The organism is Bartonella sp. M0192, from assembly GCF_016102305.1.
Classification (GTDB): Bacteria; Pseudomonadota; Alphaproteobacteria; order Rhizobiales; family Rhizobiaceae; genus Bartonella; species Bartonella apihabitans.
On record NZ_JACFOU010000001.1, the window covers coordinates 2,407,144 to 2,428,388 of the forward strand.

15 protein-coding genes are annotated in these 21,245 nt (G+C 47.4%); 5 read left to right on the forward strand and 10 right to left on the reverse strand.

Going from position 1 to position 21,245, the window contains the following annotated elements; all coding sequences use genetic code 11:
- Positions 1-51 precede the first annotated feature (51 nt).
- From H3S82_RS10315 to H3S82_RS10355, 9 genes are all read right to left on the reverse strand, one after another.
- Positions 52-939: an ABC transporter permease subunit gene (locus H3S82_RS10315; protein ID WP_075869114.1), complete on the reverse strand. Its 888-nt coding sequence runs from the start codon at positions 937-939 to the stop codon at positions 52-54.
- Positions 936-1,856 (reverse strand): glutathione ABC transporter permease GsiC, encoded by a 921-nt coding sequence (gsiC, locus tag H3S82_RS10320; RefSeq protein ID WP_075869116.1) that lies wholly within the window; start codon positions 1,854-1,856, stop codon positions 936-938. The genes H3S82_RS10315 and gsiC overlap by 4 nt, the downstream gene beginning before the upstream one ends.
- A gap of 117 nt (positions 1,857-1,973) precedes the next feature.
- Positions 1,974-3,503 carry a glutathione ABC transporter substrate-binding protein gene (locus tag H3S82_RS10325; protein WP_198232395.1) on the reverse strand — a complete coding sequence of 510 codons (1,530 nt, stop codon included), beginning with the start codon at positions 3,501-3,503 and terminating at the stop codon, positions 1,974-1,976.
- 88 nt (positions 3,504-3,591) lie between these two features.
- Positions 3,592-5,124, reverse strand: a complete 1,533-nt coding sequence (locus H3S82_RS10330; protein ID WP_198232396.1) for a glutathione ABC transporter substrate-binding protein — start codon at positions 5,122-5,124, stop codon at positions 3,592-3,594.
- Positions 5,121-7,022 carry a dipeptide ABC transporter ATP-binding protein gene (locus tag H3S82_RS10335; RefSeq protein ID WP_198232397.1) on the reverse strand — a complete coding sequence of 634 codons (1,902 nt, stop codon included), beginning with the start codon at positions 7,020-7,022 and terminating at the stop codon, positions 5,121-5,123. Before H3S82_RS10335 ends, H3S82_RS10330 begins: the two co-directional genes overlap by 4 nt.
- Before the next feature lie 411 nt (positions 7,023-7,433).
- Positions 7,434-8,510, reverse strand: coding sequence for a P1 family peptidase (locus tag H3S82_RS10340; protein ID WP_198232398.1), 1,077 nt, complete (start codon positions 8,508-8,510; stop codon positions 7,434-7,436).
- Positions 8,511-8,921: 411 nt separating this feature from the next.
- Positions 8,922-10,670, reverse strand: a complete 1,749-nt coding sequence (locus H3S82_RS10345; protein ID WP_198232399.1) for a biotin carboxylase N-terminal domain-containing protein — start codon at positions 10,668-10,670, stop codon at positions 8,922-8,924.
- A 116-nt stretch (positions 10,671-10,786) separates the two neighbouring features.
- Positions 10,787-12,553, reverse strand: coding sequence for a 5-oxoprolinase subunit PxpB (gene pxpB, locus H3S82_RS10350; protein ID WP_198232400.1), 1,767 nt, complete (start codon positions 12,551-12,553; stop codon positions 10,787-10,789).
- Between the two features lie 17 nt (positions 12,554-12,570).
- Positions 12,571-13,332 (reverse strand): LamB/YcsF family protein, encoded by a 762-nt coding sequence (locus H3S82_RS10355; protein ID WP_198232401.1) that lies wholly within the window; start codon positions 13,330-13,332, stop codon positions 12,571-12,573.
- A gap of 234 nt (positions 13,333-13,566) precedes the next feature.
- On the opposite strand from H3S82_RS10355, the gene H3S82_RS10360 reads away from it, so the two are divergent.
- The 3 genes from H3S82_RS10360 (at position 13,567) to H3S82_RS10370 (ending at position 16,541) form a co-directional block, all read left to right on the forward strand.
- On the forward strand, positions 13,567-14,223 hold the full coding sequence (locus H3S82_RS10360) for a GntR family transcriptional regulator (protein WP_198232402.1): 657 nt from the start codon (positions 13,567-13,569) through the stop codon (positions 14,221-14,223).
- 257 nt (positions 14,224-14,480) lie between these two features.
- Positions 14,481-15,377: a LysR family transcriptional regulator gene (locus H3S82_RS10365; RefSeq protein ID WP_198232403.1), complete on the forward strand. Its 897-nt coding sequence runs from the start codon at positions 14,481-14,483 to the stop codon at positions 15,375-15,377.
- A 333-nt stretch (positions 15,378-15,710) separates the two neighbouring features.
- Complete coding sequence (locus tag H3S82_RS10370; protein ID WP_198232404.1) at positions 15,711-16,541, forward strand: SDR family oxidoreductase; 831 nt, start codon at positions 15,711-15,713, stop codon at positions 16,539-16,541.
- 217 nt (positions 16,542-16,758) lie between these two features.
- On the opposite strand, the gene H3S82_RS10375 is transcribed toward H3S82_RS10370, so the two are convergent.
- The gene (locus tag H3S82_RS10375) at positions 16,759-17,517 is read right to left on the reverse strand and encodes a dihydrofolate reductase family protein (RefSeq protein WP_198232405.1); all 759 of its coding nucleotides are present in this window, start codon (positions 17,515-17,517) and stop codon (positions 16,759-16,761) included.
- 474 nt (positions 17,518-17,991) lie between these two features.
- Here H3S82_RS10375 and H3S82_RS10380 point away from each other — a divergent pair, with 474 nt between their 5' ends.
- Together H3S82_RS10380 and H3S82_RS10385 are read left to right on the forward strand one after the other, a co-directional pair.
- A complete protein-coding gene (locus H3S82_RS10380) occupies positions 17,992-18,435 on the forward strand; it encodes a hypothetical protein (protein ID WP_198232406.1) in 444 nt (147 codons plus the stop codon).
- 492 nt (positions 18,436-18,927) lie between these two features.
- On the forward strand, positions 18,928-21,045 hold the full coding sequence (locus H3S82_RS10385; RefSeq protein ID WP_246785312.1) for a TonB-dependent copper receptor: 2,118 nt from the start codon (positions 18,928-18,930) through the stop codon (positions 21,043-21,045).
- Positions 21,046-21,245: the final 200 nt, after the last annotated feature.

Here is a 21,245-nt window from a genome sequence, read left to right on the forward strand (position 1 = left end):
TTTCAAAAAACCATTTCAGGCTATTTTAAAAAAATAGCATTTCGACGCCGGTCAATTGACGTCGATTTTGGGATCTAGCGCGTCACGCAAGCCATCGCCGAAAACATTGAAGGCCAAAACCGTAACGAAAATTGCAATACCCGGATAAAGGGTGAGGTGGTCGGCAACGCCCATATAGCTGCGCCCTGCGGCAAGCATTGCGCCCCATTCGGAGCTTGGTGGTTGTGCCCCAAGGCCGATAAAGGAAAGGCTTGCAGCGGTTAAAATTGACGTGCCGATACGCATGGAAAAATAGACAATCACATTAGGCAAGGTTCCGGGCAGCAAATGGCGCAAGACAATCATATGATCGGAAACACCGATGGCACGCGCCGCGTCAATATAGACAGCCTTTTTCATCGAAAGCGTTGTACCGCGCGAAAGGCGGGCAAAAACCGGTACAGAAAACACGGCAACCGCATAAATCACATTATCAATTCCCGGCCCCAGAATGGCAATGACGGCAATGGCAAGCAAAATGCCGGGGAAGGCAAACAGCACATCGGAAATGCGCATAATAAGCGAGTCAAGAAAGCCGCCATAAAAGCCTGCAAGAATTCCCAGAAACACCCCGATAAGACCGCCAAGCGTAACCGACAGAAAACCGACAGCCAGAGAAATACGCCCACCATAAATGATGCGGGTAAATATATCGCGGCCATATTCATCGGTTCCTGCCCAGTGGGCGGCAGATGACCCCTGCAAAATGGCATTATAATCGGCACTATTGGGATCAAGCGTCATGAATAAGGGAGCGAAAATAGCCGAGCCGATCAACAAAAGCAGAAAAACAAGCGCCACAATTGCCGCTTTCTGGCGCGCGAAACGACGCAAAAATTCGCCGAAGGGCTTGCGCGTTGCCTCGGCAACAAGTGTATCGGATGAAGTGTTCGCACTCATGAGTAACGGATCTCCGGATTAACAAAAGCATAGAGAACATCAACCAGAAGATTGATGAGGATGAACTCTAGTGAAAAGAGCAATATCAGCGCTTGAAGAACCGGATAGTCGCGATAGGAGACTGAATCGATCAACAGTCTTCCAAGCCCCGGCCATGAAAACACTGTTTCGACAACAATCGAACCACCAAGCAAAAAGCCGAATTGCAGACCCACCATGGTGATGACCGGAATAAGCGCATTGCGCAATGTGTGTTTCCATGTCACCAGACGTTCGGGAACCCCCTTGGCGCGCGCTGTGCGGATATAATCCTCACGCGATATTTCGATAAAGGCCGAACGTGAAAAGCGCGCCATCACGGCGGCAACCCCGACGCCGAGTGTAAACGATGGCATGATAAAATGAAGTGCCGTTCCATAACCGCCGGTTGGAAGAAGGCCAAGGCGCACAGAAAAGAGATTGATCAAGAGAAGACCAAGCCAGAACACCGGAAAGGAAATACCTGAAACGGCCACAACCATACCGGTATAATCCTGCCAACGCCCTCTTTTGACCGCCGAAAAAACACCGATGAGTAGCCCCAATATGGTTGACCAGATCATCGAAAAGACGGTGAGCCAGACAGTTGGCATAAAACGTTCGCCGATTTCTGTTGAAACGGGTTTGCGGGTTTTCAAGGATTCGCCAAAATCACCATGAACAGCGTTTTCCACAAAGGTCACATATTGCGCCCATACCGGCCGATCAAGACCAAGTTGCGAGCGCATGGCTTCCACTGTTTCCGCATCGGCATCAACACCGGCCGCAAGGCGGGCAGGATCGCCCGGCAAAAGCCGGACAAAACCGAATACGATGAGTGATATAACAAATATCACCGGTATGATGGAAAGCAGGCGTTTGATAATAAAAGCAAACATCGAAAATCCCGAACTTTAGAGTGAACGGCGCGAACACGCGCCTATTCTCCGTTATTATCCAGTTTAAAAACCCGTGTTCCAATTGCTAACCACAGGTTCAATTCAAAAAACTCCGTTTCAATCGGTAAACTTTGCATCTTTCAAAAGAAAACCGCCATCCGGCAATGCATAAACACCTTCAAGGTTCTTTGTTTTGCCGGAAAGCACATCTTTCTGGCCAAGGAATATCCACGGTGCATCCTGAAAGATGATCTTTTGCGCTTTGCCGTAAAGCTCGGCGCGTTTCGTGTCATCTGCCGTTTTAACGGCATCTGAAAGATCCTTGTCGACTTCGGCATTTTTATAATAGGCAACGTTGAAGAGATTGGGCGGGAAGCTTTCGCTGGAAAAAAGCGGGCGCATTCCATAATCGGCATCGGCAGTTGATGCCGACCAGCCGCCAAACTGCATTTGCACTGTCGATTCTTCGGGTGTTCTTGCCCCCCAGACGCGGTCAGCCTCGACACCGGCTTCAAGTGGTGTAACATTCACTTTGATATTTACCGCCGCCAATTGTTGTTGCAAAAACTGCAAACCACGAATGACCATAGTGCTGTTTTTGCCAAAAATTTCGGTGTTGAAACCATTCGGATAACCGGCGTCTGTCAAAAGCTGTTTGGCTTTTTCGATATTATATTCATACTCTCCGACATTGGTGTAATATTTCAGAAGTGGCGGAATAGGTGATGTGGCCGGTTCACAAAAACCGTTCATCACCACTTTGCAGAAGGCATTTTTATCAACTGCATAATTCATAGCCTGACGTACACGCACATCGTCAAACGGCTTTTTCATTGTGTTGATTGCCACATAATATTCCGAAATCGACGGTTCTTTCGTCACAACCAGATTGGGCATCTTCTGCGCAACGGCAAAAAGTTCCGGCGGAAAATCGGGAACAAATTGCACTTCTTGCGCCTGCAACATGGCAAAACGTGCACCATTTTCCGGTACCGAACGGATGGTGACACCATCTACGCCGACAGTGCCATTCCAGTAATGGTCGTTTTTTATGACTTCAAGCGTGTCGCTTGAACGGTTTTTGAAAATAAACGGGCCGGTGCCAACGGGGTGGCGGTCAATATCGCGACCATATTTTTCAAGAGCCGCCGGAGAAATCATCATGGTGCCGGTATGCGCCATGGAAGATGGAAAAGCCCCATAGGGTTCTTTGAGGATAACCTTGACCGTATAATCATCCACAACTTCGACATGGTCGAGCATGGAGACAAGAACGCGACGCGACAATTTGTTGTCGGGATTTGCGAGCCGTTCAAGATTGATTTTGACTGCTTGTGCATTAAAGTCTGCCCCGTCATGGAACTTCACGCCTTTGCGCAAATAAAAGGTAAATTCTTTGGCGTCGCTTGAAGCTTCATAACGTTCCGCAAGAAGCGGTATAATTTTCAAATCCTTGTCGAACCCCAACAAGCCTTCATAAATTGTCCGGAGCGAAGTCATGGTCAATGTATCATTGATATTGGTCGGGTCGAGCTTTGTCAGATTGACAGGAACGGCAACCGTCAACGTTTTGGCTTCTGACAGAGCCGGCATCAACATGGTGGTACAGACGAGCCCCGCAGCAAGCAATCGTTTCAAATTCAACATCAATCATCCATTTCGTTGGTTTGTCGAGATTTATCGGTTTGTTGATAAAAGTTTTCAAAAAGTGGCAGCAAGGCTGCCACCCTTATTGTCATTCACCGGTAAATTTGGCGCCATCAACCGAGAAACCGCCATCCGGCAACATGTAAACGCCTGTCAATTTCTTGGTTTTTACATAAATATTCTGCTTTTCACCGAGGAAAATCCACGGAGCATCTTCAAACACCGTTTGCTGGACAATTTTATAAGCTTCCGCACGTTTTGTATCATCGGCCGTCTTTACCCCTTCGGCGAGAGCCTGATCGACCTTTTCATTTTTGTAATAGGAGGTGTTATAGAGATTGGGCGGAAAGCTTTCGCTGGCAAAAAGCGGACGAAGACCATAATCGGCGTCACCCGTTGAAGCCGACCAGCCGCTATAAAGCAATTGCACATCGGATTTTTCAGGTGTCTCGGCACCCCAGACGCGGTCAGCCTCCACACCGGCTTCAAGCGGCGTTACCGTAACCTTGACATTGACCTTGGCAAGTTCCTGTTGCAAAAACTGCATGGCACGAATAACGGCCGTGCTGTTTCTTGAAAAAACCTCTGTTTCAAAACCGTTTGCATAGCCTGCCTCGGTCAGCAATTGTTTGGCTTTTTCAGGGTTATATTCATATTGCCCGACATTGGTATAAAAGCGCAATAGCGGCGGAATCGACGATGTTGCCGGTTCACAATAGCCGTTCAGGACAACCTTGCAGAAAGCTTCCTTGTTGACGGCATAGTTCAGGGCTTTGCGAACCCTGATGTCGTCAAAAGGTTTTTTCATGACATTCATCGACGTATAGAATTCATAAATCGACGGGGCTGTTGTTACGTCAAGCGTCGGTATTTTTTTGGCAACTTCGACAAGTTCGGAAGGAAAATCGGGAACAAATTGCAATTCGCCTGCCTGCAACATGGCAAAACGGGCGCCACTTTCGGGAACCGAGCGGATGACAACGCCATCGACATCGGCAACTTTACCCCAATAATTTTCGTTCTTTGTTACCTCGAAAATATCACCGCTCCAGCTTTTGAATTTGAACGGTCCGGTTCCGACAGGATGACGATCAATATCCTTGCCATATTTCTTGATTGCTGCCGGAGAAATCATCATTGTGCCGGGGTGGGCAAGCGAGGAAGGCAGCGCACCATAAGGCTCTTTGAGATAAATTTTGATTGTATAATCATCGACAATGTCGACATGGTCGAGCATCGAGATCAACACACGCCGCGACAATTTGTTTTCCGGATTGGCCAAACGGTCAAGATTGAATTTCACTGCTTCGGCGTTAAAATCCGTGCCATCATGGAATTTGACGCCTTTACGCAAATAAAAGGTAAATTCCTTGGCGTCGCTCGAGGCTTCATAACGTTCGGCCAGAAGCGGAATAATCTTGTAATCCTTATCGAAACCCAACAGCCCCTGATAGACTGTGCGCAGCGATGTCATTGTCAATGTGTCATTGATATTGGTGGGGTCAAGTTTGGTGAGGTTGAATTCGACACCGACAGCCAACGGTTTGGCTTCTGCCCAAATCGGCATTGCTGCCAATACCGAAACCAGTCCTGCTGCAAAATATCGTTTAACAAGCTTCATTTTCCCTCTCCTTCAAACAATAGACCCGATTGTTCAACGCGTTCAAAAATGCCCACCGGATGACAGGCAACAAAATGTTCCGGCTCTACTTCAATGAGCGGCTCGACCAAAGGTTCATTACCCGGTTCCCTTACAGGGCTTGGAACTTCCCCTTCAATGAGCGGCCGCTCGATAAAACGGCGCGCCGGATCGGCTATCGGTACGGCGGCAAGCAAACGCTGCGTATAAGGGTGAAGCGGATGATTGAACACTGCCTGCCTTGGACCGATTTCGACAATCTGGCCAAGATACATCACCGCCACACGGTGACTAATGCGCTCCACCACAGCCATATCATGGCTGATGAAAAGATAGGATAGACCCAATTTTCTTTGCAAGTCCATCAATAGATTGACGATTTGCGCCTGAATGGAAACATCAAGGGCTGCCACTGCCTCGTCGGCAATGAGGAGTTCCGGCCCGCAGGCCAATGCGCGGGCAATACACAGGCGTTGACGCTGGCCACCGGAAAATTCATGCGGGTAACGGCGTGCCACATGTGGCGGAAGGCCGACCGCCTGCAACAATTCCTGCACGCGCTCGTCAACCTTGTTTGAGGGAACGAGTTTATGCGTCAATAAAGGTTCGGCAATGGAAAAGCCGACAGTCAGTCGTGGATCAAGCGAGGCAAACGGATCCTGAAACACATATTGGATGTTCTGGCGTATCTTGTGGCGCTCGGCATTATCCATTTTTAATATGTCGCGCCCGTGAAGCAGAATTTCGCCGCTCCTCGGTTCGGTCAATTGCATGATCGTGCGCCCGACAGTGGATTTGCCGCAACCGCTTTCACCGACAAGTGCCAGCGTTTCACCGGCTTTAATGGAAAAGCTCACCTGCTCGGCAGCATGCACCCGCCCTGTTACTTTACCGAAAAAGTTCTTTTTGACATCGTAACGGGTTACAAGTTTCTTGACATCAAGCACAACGTCATCAAGCTTCACTGTATCCTGCGGCAGTGCTTCGACCTTATCTTTACCGGGTGAGCGTATATCGAAAGGACGGGGCAATTTTTCATTGGCAAGTGCACCGAGTTGCGGAACTGCCGCAAGCAAAGCTTGCGTATAAGGTGCTTGCGGGTGCTTGAAAATTTCGTTCGATGTGCCTTCTTCGATCTTGTCGCCACGGCACATCACAAGCACGCGGTCGGCAACCTCGGCAACCACCCCCATATCATGGGTGATAAAGACTACGCCCATGCCAAGCTCGTCTTGCAACATGCGGATAAGGCGCAAAATCTGCGCCTGAATTGTTACATCAAGGGCAGTTGTCGGTTCGTCGGCAATAAGAAGTTGCGGGCGACAGGCAAGCGCCATCGCAATCATCACCCTTTGACGCATACCACCGGAGAGCTGGTGCGGGTGGCGATCAAGGAGCCCTTTGGCGTCGGGAATACGCACCTTTTCAAGCATGGCAAGCGCTTCCTGACGCACTTCCTTGTGCGTACCTCCCTGATGAAGGCGGATTGCCTCGCCAATCTGGTCACCTATGGTGAAAACGGGATTGAGCGATGTCATCGGTTCCTGAAAAATCATCGCAATATTTTTGCCGCGAACGCTATTCATTTGCGATTGGGTGAGCTTTGTAAGATCGCGCACAGCACTCTTGTCGTTAAAGAGCACCTCGCCGGAAGAAATCTTGCCACCACCGAATTCGATAAGACGCATAATGGAAAGCGACGTCACCGATTTTCCGGAGCCGCTTTCGCCAACGATCGCCAATGTTTCGCCAGCATTGACCGAAAAATCAAGCGACTTCACCGCACGGAAATTGCCGTCTTCGGTTTTGAAATCGACATCAAGGCCTTTTACGTTTAATAGCGGTGCATCCAAATTGACCAACCTCTTTTCTTCCGACATTTCAACCGCTTTCCGGAACGCGTTTGAAAAAGCTAACTCCACCCGCTTTTTTAACGTACTCAAAATTCAACGAAAGGTTTTTTCTCAAATTCTTTCTACCCACTATGGTTGTTTTAGGCAAAACCAAGGACAGAGCGACCCATTGTCACGGACAACGCCTTTAAACTGTCTTGCTATGAAACAATCATCAGACTCTTGTTGTCTTGACCCTTCGGACACAAGAAAAGATTGCTCACAATTAAAAATGCCGCCGAATATATCTTTTGCGGGCGCATTCCTGCTTTACCTTTTTTTAAAACCGTCAAAGCCGGTTTTATTCACTAAATCGTGCTTGTCGTTCAAGTGTTTTTTTCAAAAACTTTTAAAACTGGCATATAAATTGCTTTAGTGCCCGTTATTTTCCCTTAAAAATCAGTCTGTTGGGGCATTGTTGATAAGTGTGGCAAGAGAGGTAAAATGCGAAGGTTTCATGGTTGCGGCATTAACGCCCGACATATCATCAGCCATCCATAAAGACCGTAAAATGCTTTCTTCGGTTGCTTCTATGACCGCCTCGAACATGGGCGAGAGGGCGCGATCGTCGACATAGGGAACATTAGCCATGTGCGATTCTGCTTCCCTATGGCGAAGTTCTTTTGCTGTAGAAAAAGCAAGGGCAAAATCGCCCGAGCCATTACTCAAAGCTGCTCCACTTTTGGAGAGCCCCCCGAATGTCCGGTTGGCCAACCGCTTCAATTGTCTTGAATCAAGCGGTGCATCGGTTGCAACAATCATAATAATCGACCCGTCTTTATCGGCACTCGGTACGGGATAATTTATGTCGCTCTTTTCGAGAATTCCAAGATGCCCGCCAAAATTCGACTGCACAAGAATGCCGATTGTATAGGTTTTGTCACCCATTTCGATAAGCCGCGAGGCCGTGCCGATACCGCCTTTAAGACCGAAGGCCACTGTGCCGGTACCTGCCCCTACTGCCCCTTCGTCAAAACGGCCGGTTTGGGCAATTTTCAAAGCTTCGAGCATTTCATCAAAGCTCGGGCGCAAAGCCCGTATATTATTCAGCCGTGAATCATTGGTTTCGCCAACAACAGCATTGATGGAGGTTGCTTTTTCATTGCCCTTTTCGTGCAAAGTATAATAAATCAGTGCTTCAATCGCGCGGCCAGTTGCAAGCGTATTGGTGAGCAATATCGGTGTTTCAAGCTCGCCAAGTTCTTCCACCTGAACGGAGCCCGCAAATTTTCCATAACCGTTAAATGCACTGAAACCGGCCGGTATTTTGTTTTGAAAAATATTGTCGGAATGCGGCACAATTGCTGTGACACCGGTGCGGGTTGTGTCCCCTTCCTTAATCGTGACATGGCCTACTTTGACACCGGCAACATCTGTCAATGCATTGAGCGGACCACTTTTATAATGACGGGTCACATAATGTTCCGGCAAAGGTTTCGAACAATCATTTTGGAACGACAATGCTAACCCTTTCATTTTTTTCCTCAAGCATGCGAGCCCGAAGGATTTACGAATTATATAACAATTTCAATGACGAGTGAGCGTAAACATTATCCCGCGTCGCGTCCGGCTTTCTCGCAGTCACGAGATAATCAATATCTTCCACGGGTGCAACGGCGAATGTACCCTGTTTTTCGAATTTTGAATAATCGGCAAGAACGATTAGCTTTTCTCGAGTTTGCAATCATAGCGCGCGGATTTAATCATTGCCCGATAAAAATATCGGCAACATTGCTTGAATTTTAACCAATCAACATTCTTGAAGAAAACCGGCCTCTTTCAGCACGTTTGTTTCACGTGCCAAACCGGCAGGTTTTCTGTTCTTGGCTTCTCCGGTTTAAAAACGGTTTTAAATTCCCGATGGCGATTTTTTAAAGCGTCCGATTTCTAGCGGATACGGGCAATCACTTCCCCGACATTGGCGATACTGCCAGCCGGTTTTACAATTTCCAATTTGCCGCTTGTTTCTGCAACAATATTGGTTTCCATCTTCATGGCTTCCATAACGGCTAAAGTCGAACCTTCTTCGACTTTTTCCCCGTCCTCGACGAGCCAGGCTTTGATCGTTCCGGGAATGGGTGCAGCAATATCACCAGCGCCCTTATCAGCCTTTACTTGTTTCCCACCTTCGGAACGCGGATTTTGTGCTCCATTGAGTGTACCCCCCGCGCTATTCATGAGTTTCAAAAGGCTTAAAGGCAAACCGAGTTCGACACGTTTTCCGTCAATTTCGACATCAAAACGCTCGATCTGCGGATCAATTTTATCGCCTTTGGTTTCCATAGCCAGTTTTTCGGCAAAATCGGTCTCGATCCAGCGTGTATAAACTTTAAAGCCGTTTTCTCCAATAAAATCCGGATGTTGAATAACAAGCCGGTCAAACGGCAAGACGGTTGCAACCCCTTCGATTTCAAATTCGCTCAAAGCCCGTGCAGCACGTTTTAACGCTTCTTCGCGTGTTCTTCCGGTAATAACGAGTTTCGCGATCATCGAGTCAAATTGCGGGGCAACAATGCCGCCTTCACGAACACCGCTATCAAGCCGCACCCCGGGGCCAGACGGCGGCGTAAACTTTGTAATTTTTCCAGGACACGGCAAAAACCCGCGTCCGACATCCTCGGCATTGATACGAAATTCAATGGCGTGGCCAATGGGTGAAGGCGTTTTATCAATTGTCAAGGGTAAACCTTCGGCAATACGGAATTGTTCAACAACGACATCAATCCCGCTTGTTTCTTCTGTGACGGGATGCTCGACCTGCAACCGCGTATTGACTTCGAGAAACGAAACAACGTCATTGCGCCCCAACAGGAATTCGACAGTCCCGACGCCGCTATAATTGACATGGCGACAAATATTTGTAGCCGCTTCCTTCAAACGTTTTTCAACTGCATCGGAAATAAAAGGTGCCGGTGCTTCCTCGACAAGTTTCTGGTTGCGCCTTTGTAATGAACAATCGCGGGTGCCAAGCACCACGACATGCCCCAGTTTGTCGGCAATCACCTGCGCTTCGACATGGCGGGGGCGATCAAGAAATTGTTCGACATAACATTCGCCACGGCCAAAAGCCTGAACCGCTTCACGGACAGCCGATTGAAAAAGCTCTTCTGCCTCTTCCCGTTTCCATACAACTTTCATGCCGCGCCCGCCGCCGCCATGCGCTGCCTTGATTGCAACGGGAAAGCCATATTTTTCGGCAAAAGCGATAACATCCTTGCCGCTTGTAATCATACCGTTGCTACCGGCAACAAGCGGCGCTCCCACCTTTTTTGCAACTGCACGGGCTTTGAGCTTGTCGCCCAAAAGATCGATCACGTCCGGATCCGGCCCGATCCAGATAAGACCTGCATCAATCACTGCTTTGGCAAATTCGGCACTTTCCGACAAAAAGCCATAGCCCGGATGAATGGCATCAGCCCCCGAACGTTTGGCAATTTCAATAATCTTCGTACCATCAAGATAGGTTTCTTCCGGCCGATTACCGTTGAGGCTATAAGCTTCGTCGGCTTCTTTGACAAAAAGCGCCGAACTATCAATATCGGCATAAATCGCCACCGAAGAAACACCATAATCGCGGGCTGCACGAATAATGCGCAATGCTATTTCTCCGCGATTGGCAATCAGTATTTTTTTCATGAACGTCCCCATCACTCCGAATTTATAATTTTCTCAAATCAAGCCTGTGTGCTTGTTTCTTCCAAAACCGGTCTTTGACCTTGTTGATTTTTAGCTCTCGCCAATTCCTTCCAATCTCATGATTTTGTTGAAGTTTTATTGGCACCGCTCTTCAAGCTTTTCTGCTCGCTATCATAAAAGTTTTTGACAGCGCGAAAGCTTATAGAAGCCCCTATCGGAATTTGTGCCGCAAGGTCGATCTGGTCTTCAACGAGATTGGCAATAACCGGATAACCGCCGGTAACAGGCCGATCACGCAAAAACAAAACCGGCTCGCCATTTGCAGGAACTTCTATTGCACCGGTTACTGTGCCTTCACTCGGCAATTCATCACTTCGCGAGCGCTCGAGACGGGCGTCACTTTGTAATCTTATGCCAATTCTGTTGGAGGCTGGCGTCACTTGCCAGTGTTTTTCAAGAAACATCGCAATCGAATGCTCTGTAAACCAGTCGGTCCGCGGCCCCAAAACCACATCAAGCACCACATTATCGCTCGCTTCCGGCAAGACGTAAGGATCATCAAGTGACAATAAAACCGGCTGCAAAGGGCTATCATTGTCTATAAAGATCTTGTCACCCGCCACGAGCGGTTTCGGCCCCAAATTGGAAAGACTGTCAAAGGACGCACTTTTTAAAACCGGTTCAACTTTAAAGCCGCCACGCAAAGCCATATAACTGCGAAAGCCTGCCAAGGGTGCCCCGAGAATGATTTCATCGCCTTCATCAATGGCAAGCGGCGTGTTTTTTTCAAAAACAAAAACTGTGCCTTTTGCCGATTTGATGGTAATTGGCAGGTTAGCACCGGTAAAAGCAATAACCGATGCTTGCAATGCTTTCATACGTGCATTCCCATAGGTAAATTCCAGCACCGGTTGTTCACGTGGATTGCCGACAAGCCGGTTGGCATTCTCCATTGCTTTCTGGTCAAGCGCACCTGAGGGGGAAAGCCCTTGCGAGGATTGGAACAAGCGCCCGCGATCCTGAAACGTCACCGGCATCAATGTTGTTACCAATTTGAAAACCGCATCTTCTTCAGGCTTTAGATTTTTTTTGCTGGGTAATAATTCGGCGTTGTCATAACTGCCCGTTTTCCCGTTACCTACTGTTTTCCCGATTTTTGGTGCTTCGTTTTCATCACCCGTTTTTGCTAAACCGGCTTTTTCATTTCGGGATAAGGAAAAGTTTGTCGTCCCTTTGGAATGTGCCGAATAATCTTTTGTCACATCGACAAAATGCACCCTGTCACCGGGTTTTAAAAGTGAAGGCGGGTCGCGGTCGAGATCAAACATTTTAACATCTGTCCGCCCGATCAATTGCCAGCCACCGGGGCTCGGTTGCGGATAGACACCACCGAATTTTCCTGCAAGTGCAACAGAACCGGCAGGAATAGATTTTCGTGGTGACGCACGTCTTGGAACATTAAAAAGTGGATCGCCGCCCGTCAAATAGGCAAAACCGGGAGCAAAGCCACAAAAAGCAACCTGATAATGACTTTCCACATGACGACGGATAACCTCTTCACGGTCAATTTTTAAAAGAGCGGCAACATCGTCAAGATCTTCCCCGTCATAGACAACCGGTATCTCGACAAGTTTGCCGCTTTTTTGTTGGCCTTTTTCAAGTTTCAATCCCGCAATTTTTGTCTCCAACGTGTTTTCATCGGAGAGAGACGGGTCAAAAGTGACGAGCAAAGTCCGCGCTGCCGGAATAATTTCGACAATAGCTTGCAGATCTTTCTCTTCGCGCCGGATTTCTTGTTGCAAGCGGTCAAACAAAGCCAATGTTTCTTCAAGATCGGCAAGCTCGATCAGAAAGGCAGAATTATTGACACCGAGAAAGCGCATGGGAAAAAGACACTCCCTCAATCAACAAATGGCTTTAAGGAAACACCGGCTTTTTCAAGACCGGCTTTGACAGCTCTAGCCATTAATACAGCACTCGGACTATCGCCGTGAAGGCAAATCGACTGTGCATCAAGGCTAATCTCTTTGCCATCAATCGCGGTAATTTTGCCTGTCTCGACAAATTTTACCATACGTTCGGCAACGACAGCCGGGTCACTCAGCACAGCACCTTTTTCGCGGCGGGATAGAAGTGTTCCATCGCTCTTATAGGCACGGTCGGCAAAAGCTTCTGCCACCACAACAAGTCCGGCTTCACGGGCAAAAGGAATAAGAGTCGAGCCTGCCAAGGCCATAAGAATGAGCGACGGCTCGACCGCTTTGATCGCATTGATAACAGCTTTCGCCTGACGCATATCATGGGCAATTGTATTATAGAGTGCGCCATGCGGCTTCACATAGACAACTTTGATCCCCGCCGCTTTGGCAAGCCCCATAAGCGCACCGATCTGATAAATGGCGTCACCTGTCAATTCGCTATCGGTCGGGTCCATATTGCGGCGCCCGAAGCCCACAAGGTCACGATAACCGATATGGGCACCAACGCGCACATTATTCTTCTTGGCTGCTTCCAGTGTTCTTAAAATACCGGCAGGGTCGCCAGCATGAAAACCACAAGCAACATTGGCACTGGTAACAATAGACAACATTTCTCTATCTTCGCCCATTTTCCAGGGACCAAAACTTTCACCCAGATCGCTGTTCAAATCAATCGACTTCATATGAACCTCCCCTTTTCGAATATAAATTATTGGCTGCTTTTAAATTGTTGAACAATCTAACTTTGATTGTCAGGCATTGCAATCATCTTCTTTCTCAAATAAACTTGTAAATATATTTGGAGGATATTGAACCGGGGAGGTTTTCGGCTTTGCATTTTGTTTCCAATTATTTTTGTGAAAAAGGCTCCGTAATTTATATCGACGGAACCGCCAACCAAGGGGGCAAACGGTCGAATGAAAAAAACGAACGATGAACTATCACTTGCAGATCAGACTGTAAAAGCCATCGAAGCCGCCATTATCAACGGCCATTACCATCCTGGCGAGCATTTGAGCGAAGCGATACTGGCAAAAAAATTGTCGGTCTCGCGTAATACATTGCGTGAAGCATTCAGGATGCTCACAAAAAACGGACTTATCGAATACCGTGCGAACCGTGGTGTCTTCGTAACTATTCCCGATTTCAACACGATTATCGACGTTTACCGCTTACGTAAAATTATCGAAGTTGGCTCCGTTCGCAATGTGCATTTTCCCCATTCAGCTATTTTCATGATGGATAAAGTTGTAGGAAAAGCGGAAAAGCTCTGCGAAGAAAAAAAATGGCAGGATGTCGGTACTGCCGATATGGAATTTCACCAATTGCTGGTAAGCCTTGGCAACAGCCCGCGACTTGACCGGCTTTTTGCCGAGCTGACAGTCGAACTCAGATTAATCTTCGGTCTGATTTCCGACTTGCGTTCGCTTCACCAGCCTTTTGTAGCCATGAACCGCAATATCGTTAACTGCCTCAAAAAAGAAAAAGCGAAAAAAGCAGCCAAACTTCTCGGCGATTATTTGAAACAATCCGAAAAGATGATTATAGAGGCCTATAGCGCACTTCACAAATAATCGTCTTTCTTGGCATAAACAAAAAATACGGACTGGTGATAAACCGGTCCGTTGCAACAACCGATATGATAATACCAACTTCTTTCATATATGTCGTTCTATGAAGTAAGTCCTTGCATGGCGAATTAATTAAACATACCCGCCCGTTCAAGCGGATTATTTCGGCTTTTGTTCAAATAGTATAATTCCAAACGGTTTTGCGTTTTTTCTGAACTCCATGATAGACTATGTCCGTTTAAAAAATTGAAGGCACAGTCATGCTTCGAGAAAATATCGCCGATCTTATGGCCTTTATGGTTGTTGCCGAGGAAAAAAGCTTTACCAAAGCAGCTCACAAGCTCAATATATCCCAATCGGCTTTGAGCCATTCGATAAAAAATCTGGAAGATCGTCTCCATTTACAATTGTTGCGCCGCACCACTCGTTCGGTAGCACCGACCGATATTGGCGAACGGCTTCTCGAACTTTACACGCCTCACCTTGTGGCGATGGAAAGCGAGCTTAAAAACCTTTGCGAGACAATCGATCATCCATCCGGCACAATCCGCATAACCTCACCCGATTATGCAGCAAAAGCCATTTTACGGCCAAAGCTTTACCCGCTTCTTGCAAAATATCCCGATATTCATCTTGAAATCTCGATTGATTATGCCTTGACCGACATTGTGGCTGAACGTTTCGACGCCGGTGTGCGACTTGGTGAACAGGTCGAAAAAGATATGATCGCGCTCAAAATCGGGCCGGATCTCCGCATGGCGGCTGTCGCCTCACCACAATATCTTGGAAAACATTCTGTTCCCGAAACGCCGCGCGATCTTCTTGAACATCAGTGCATCAATCTTCGATTGCCGACATCCGGCGGCTTTTATGTATGGGAATTTGAAGAAAATGGCCATGAATGCAAAATAAGGGTCGAAGGGCAATTGAGCTTCAACACGATCGACCAGGCATTGGATGCTGCCGAAGCCGGTTTCGGTATTGCCTACACAACCGAAGATGCAGTGGTGGAACGGGTGGCAAGCGGGCGGCTTAAACGCATTCTTGAAAATTATTGTCCGCCATTTCCGGGATATTATCTCTATTATCCGACACGACGCCAACATACCGCCGCTTTTCAATTGGTTATCGATTGTTTGCGCTATAAGGCTTTATGATAGCACGCCATGTTCCCCCGCGCATTTTACATCTCAATTTCCGATAAGGCTTAAAAAAAGGGGACTATCTGCCATTCCGGTTTTCTCCATCGCGCTTTTCTATTCTCGCTGCTTAACCCTGTCATTCTCCCATTGTCGCCTGGAAGAGTTTTTCGAGAACCAAACATTGCCAAGACAGCTTGTTTTATGAAAATTTTGCATAAAGCCTAGTTTCGCGCCCTTCTTTTAGAAGACGTGCTCTTCGGATTAATCTCGATAATAATAAGCAGCCGCGCATAGTCGATAAAAGACTGTACGCATTTGAAAATGCATCTTGTCAAAGGGTTTCAAAAAATGGTCAAACGCAACTGGGTGATAACCGGTGTCTCGAGCGGTTTCGGCTATGAAATGGTCAAACAGGTTTTAAGCCGCGGCGATAACGTATTGGGGACTGTGCGCAAAACTCAACCTGTCGAAGAGCTGATTGCCCGCTATCCTGATAATTTCCATGTCGAAATTGTCGATATGAGAGACCGGAAAGCAGTGACACAACTCGGGCAAAAAGCCGAAGAATTGTTTTCAACAATCGATGTGATTGTGAGCAATGCCGGATATGGATTGTTCGGCGCGGCCGAAGAATTGTCGGATGAAGAGATTGATGACATTATCGCAACCAATCTCACCGGCTCGATCGACTTTATCCGCGCCTTCTTGCCCGTTATGAGAAAAAGACGACAAGGGCGTATCATCCAGATTTCCTCCTATGGGGGCGAAGTCGCCTTTGCCGGAAATTCGCTTTATCACGCGACCAAATGGGGCATAGAAGGATTTTGTGACTCGCTTTCACAAGAAATGGCGCCATTCAATATTGGCGTGACGATTGTCGAACCCGGTGGGGCAAGAACCGAATTCCGCTATAAAAGCGCAAAAATTGCAAAGCCTATAAAAGCTTATGACAACACGCCCGCCCATGCTTTTCAAAAAATGCTTGATCGGAAAAACGGCTTGGCTGCAGGGGATCCGAAGCGTATGGCTGCCCGCATTATCGAAAGTGTCGATATAACGCCGGCACCGTTACGCATGGTGCTCGGCTCAGGTGCTTTAAAAACCACCATCGAGGTTTTAGAAAAACGGCTTGAAGACTTTAAAGGGCAAGAACAACTTGCCGCTTCAACCGATTTTTAAAAGAGATGAAACAACGCCTTTTCTTAAATCTCCGGCAAAGTCGAATATAAAAAACCATATTCCGGTCAAAAGAAGTATTTTTAACCAAAAGATCAATTGCGTCCGGCTGAATTATCGGGTTCGCTCCTTCAGGCTGTAATGGTTAAATTGCTGCGTTTTTTCATCGGCAACTGTTAAACCTTTGGCAAAAAACCCGATCTATTGCTTTTAACGCTTATTATTCCCGATTTTTCTCACGGTGTATTTTATAGCGCAGTGCAATAACACCCTGACCGGCATTTTTTACGTCCAGCAATTCGAGTGACTGTCCGGCGGCAGGATTTGCTTTCACCAAAACCTTTTCTCCCGTTGCACTATTATCCGTGCGAGGTGACCAATCAAATAAGGAAGGTGCAGCTTTGCGCCCGTCAATACCGGGATAGATCATCACACTCAATTCATCGATAAGCCCGTTTTCCAGAAATGCTCCGTTAATCGTGCCGCCACCTTGCAAAACAATTCGCTTCATATTGAAAAAATGCCCAAGACTTTCCATGGCTGCCACAAGATCATTTCCATCCTCACCGGCGAAGACATAGGAAATTCCCAAGCTACGGAGATGTTCCAGATAAGCTTGCGATATTTTTTTGCCCAAAACGACGATGATGTTTTCATCGCAAATTTTGTCGCCCTCATATTTTATGCGCCCATGACGATCCACAACAATGCATAGTCGTTTTGTTTCGCGCTTACCGATAAAAGGTTGCGGGTCAATCACTCTTACAGGATGAGGGTCATTGAATTCCTGTTTTGCAAAATGCCTTTGCACGGTAACCCGCCCCAACATTTCCGCGTCGCAATTGAAACTGTCGCTAAGGTCATAATAGGAAATTGTCGTCTCATCATTTTTCGTCCCGTCATAAGGCGCGGTCCAATGATCTTCCACAATTTTTCCGTCAATCGATGTCATCATATGGCAAATTATAAAAGGGCGCATGATTTCTCCTTGAACAATAAAATCATGAAAGAGCAATGAGATAAGCGAAGGCTCTTTGAAATGTCTTCTTCACCTATAAACGCTTGAAGCCCGCTCATAAACCGGCCTCTTTTCACAAGGCCTATTAGAAAAATTCATTAATGGAAAAATGGGAATGGAAAAGCGGGCTTTGCCTGAAACACGTCTTCTTTAAACAATTCGAAAAAACAATATGCGAACGGAGATATGGGGAAAAAGCACGTCATCAGCTTAAAATCCGAAGGATGAGCCTCTCTCTTTCCTCAAAAGCCTGCCTTTCTCGTTCCCTTTCATCTTGCTAGTTCCTCACCGTCTCCTTACCGATTTTCCCGATGGTCTTCTATTCCCCTCTTCTTTGACAATTTTTTTAAAAAATCCTGTTGGTTATTTTGACCTATCTTGCAAAAAAAACCGAACTGGAGAATAGTTTCCTTAAAAGGGAAAGTTTTTTTGGAAATGATCGGGACGAGCAAACCATTTTCCGTGGTTATCAGAGTGTTGTGCATTTTCGCACTGCTCAATCTCGCCTTTGCCCATAATCGCAATTTTCCGGTTGCACCGAACAGTTTTGCAAGCAACTCATCTCACCATCATGAAAGCGTTCGGCAGAACCATTCCCATATGATTGCTGATGGCGAGATTTGCTCGAAAAACGTATCTTCAAAACCGCAAAAATTAAGCAAAAAACACCATAATGACAATTCATGTCATGAATTGGGGGCGTGTCATGCCTGCCGCATCGGCGCCTCAATGCTTACCCCGCCCGATAGTGTTGAAATCGGCGAGCATAGCCTCTTCCTCGTCGAGATTTTACTGCCCTATGACGCGGTAACCTTCGGCACCTTTTTTGTAAAATCCAACGCCTCGCCGCGTTCACCTCCATTGTCACTTATTAGCTGACAGGTTCAACATATCAGAACATCGAATTTTTAAAAAAATGGCCGCGTCTTTTTAACGACGTGGCGCAAGTCATTGCTGCCATTTTTGTGTTTTCGATCGTTAAAGCGAAACCTGTCAGCCTTTTTTTCACCTGTCAAAACGCATGGGTTAAAGCCTCACGAAAAACATGGTTCGGAGAATGCCATCAATGGCAATTCCCGTTTGTTTTCCATGCCTGACAAAGTTTCAATCCACTTTTCTTCACGGATTTTTAAAAAAATGGATTCTCTCTTTCAAACCGATAGGCGGTTTAGTGTGCACTCGGACGCACTAAAATCATCGTCTACCGCAATTGGTGCCATTGCTGCCCTTTCCACCCTGCTCATGATAATGCCGACGGGCGCAAAAGCCGAAACGGTTGCAAATAACGAGCACAGCACGATAACGCCGGTTCAAAACCCGCCAATAAATTCCTCACAAAAAGAGGCAGCAAAGGCCGAGAACCAAGGAAACATGGTTCTAAAACCCGTGATCGTTACATCGGCAGCTATGTCTTCACCGGTCACTGTTGTTACCAATCCGAAAGACCCACGCCAACCTATTCCCGCTTCGGACGGCGCCGATTATCTTAAAACCATTCCCGGTTTTGCAACCATTCGCAATGGCGGCACCAATGGCGATCCCGTTTTTAGAGGCCAATTCGGCTCGCGTCTTAATATTGTCAATGACGGCAGCACGATTATGGGCGCCTGTCCGGGGCGGATGGATAATCCGACATCCTATATCTCGCCTGAAAGCTATGACAGGCTGACGGTAGTGAAGGGGCCCGAAACTGTGCGCTATGGCCCCACCGGTTCGGCGGCAACGATTTTGTTTGAACGCGACCCGCAACATTTTGACAAACCGACCGTCAAAGGCGATTCCAGTATTGTCATCGGTTCCAATAGCCGCTTTGAATCCCGCCTTGATGGAACTGTCGGGGCACGCCCCGGCTATGTCCGGATTATCGGCAACAAGGCACTTTCCCATGATTATCATGATGGCGATGGCAATAGTGTTCCCTCAAAATGGGATAAATGGAATGGCGATATGTTTTTGGGGTTCACTCCGGACGAAAATACATTGTTCGAGCTTTCGGGCGGCGGTGGTGATGGCGAAGCCCGCTATGCAGGCCGCGCAATGGATGGCAGCCAATTCAAGCGGGAATCGCTTGGAGCCAAATTCATCAAGGAAAATATCAATGACCGGCTTACCAAGATCGACGCGCAATTTTACTATAATTATGCCGATCACATTATGGATAATTTCCGTTTGCGCCACCTTGCGACCAGCGCTTCCCCACTGCCAATCGGTATCACCCGCACAGGCAAAACGGGCACCGGTCATATGGGACATATGTCGGATATGGGAGCCATGGATATGAACCATATGATGGGAAGCGGAAATCCGATGACCGGCATGGGTGGCATGAATGGCATGAACGGCATGGGAGGAATGGGTGGCATGGGTGGTATGGGTGGTATGGGTGGCACGATGGATATGTCGTCCATGCCGATGGAATCGCGCCTTGACCGGCGCACTATGGGCGGCCACTTTACCACCATTTGGGATTTTGGCGATTTATCGCTCGTGAGCGGAGTTGATATTCAAACCAACACCCACCGTAAAAGAAAAAGCCGCAATATGATGAGCATTAACGGTTGGGATAAGGATGCGGTTTTTTTCAATTACGGACTGTTCAGCGAAGCCACATGGAGCTTTTCCGAAAATCAACGTCTTGTTTTTGGCGGCAGACTTGATTGGGCTTCTGCGAAGGATGAGCGAAACACAAGTCCGACAGATGGCGACAAGCGCGACAGAACATTGCCAAGCGGTTTTCTCCGTTATGAGCGCGACCTCGATCAAATACCGCTTACAACCTATATCGGGCTTGGCCATGCCGAGCGTTTTCCCGATTATTGGGAACTGTTTTCCCCCAAACAATCCGACGCTAACTCACTCAATGCATTTGACGGCATAAAGCCCGAAAAAACCACCCAGCTTGATTTCGGTGCGCAATATAGCGGGGAAAACAGCAATATCTGGGCATCCGCTTATGTCGGCCGGATTGATGATTATATTCTCTTCGACTATTCAAGCGGGCAGTCAAAAGCATCGAATGTCGATGCCACCATTATGGGGGGGGAATTGGGGCTTTCCCATATGTTCTTCAATGTCTGGAAGTTTGATTCAAGCCTTGCCTATTCGTGGGGAAAAAACACCACAGACAACGAGGCTTTGCCGCAAATTCCTCCTTTGGAGGGAAGGCTTGGCCTCACTTATCAAAAAGAAAAATGGAGCATTGGCGGCCTTTTGAGGCTTGTTGCCGATCAACCGCGCATTGCCGAAAACAAAGGCAATGTTGTGGGAAAAGACTTTGATAAAAGTGCGGGCTTCGGTGTTTTTTCTTTAAATGGCAGCTACAAGATTTCAAAAAATGTGGCTTTAACCGGCGGGGTCGATAACCTCTTTAACAAGGATTATTTTGAACATCTGAACCGCGATGGCGATGCCGGTTTCGGTTTTCCCGCACATTATCAAGTGCGAGAACCCGGGCGCACCTTCTGGGCAAAAGCCGATTTCAAGTTCTGAAATCCATTTGTCAAGTTAAGGCAAAGACTATCAAACTTTGCCCTATGTTTAAGCTTATGTTGTGAGGCATAATTTTTAAAAATTATGCCTCACAAAACAACGGAATTGGGAGCCACGGGGCATCAAAACCGTCAAATACCTTGCAGGCTTGACATAAACCTTTTTAACGACCGAAACGGCGATTTATAGCCTTTCACCTG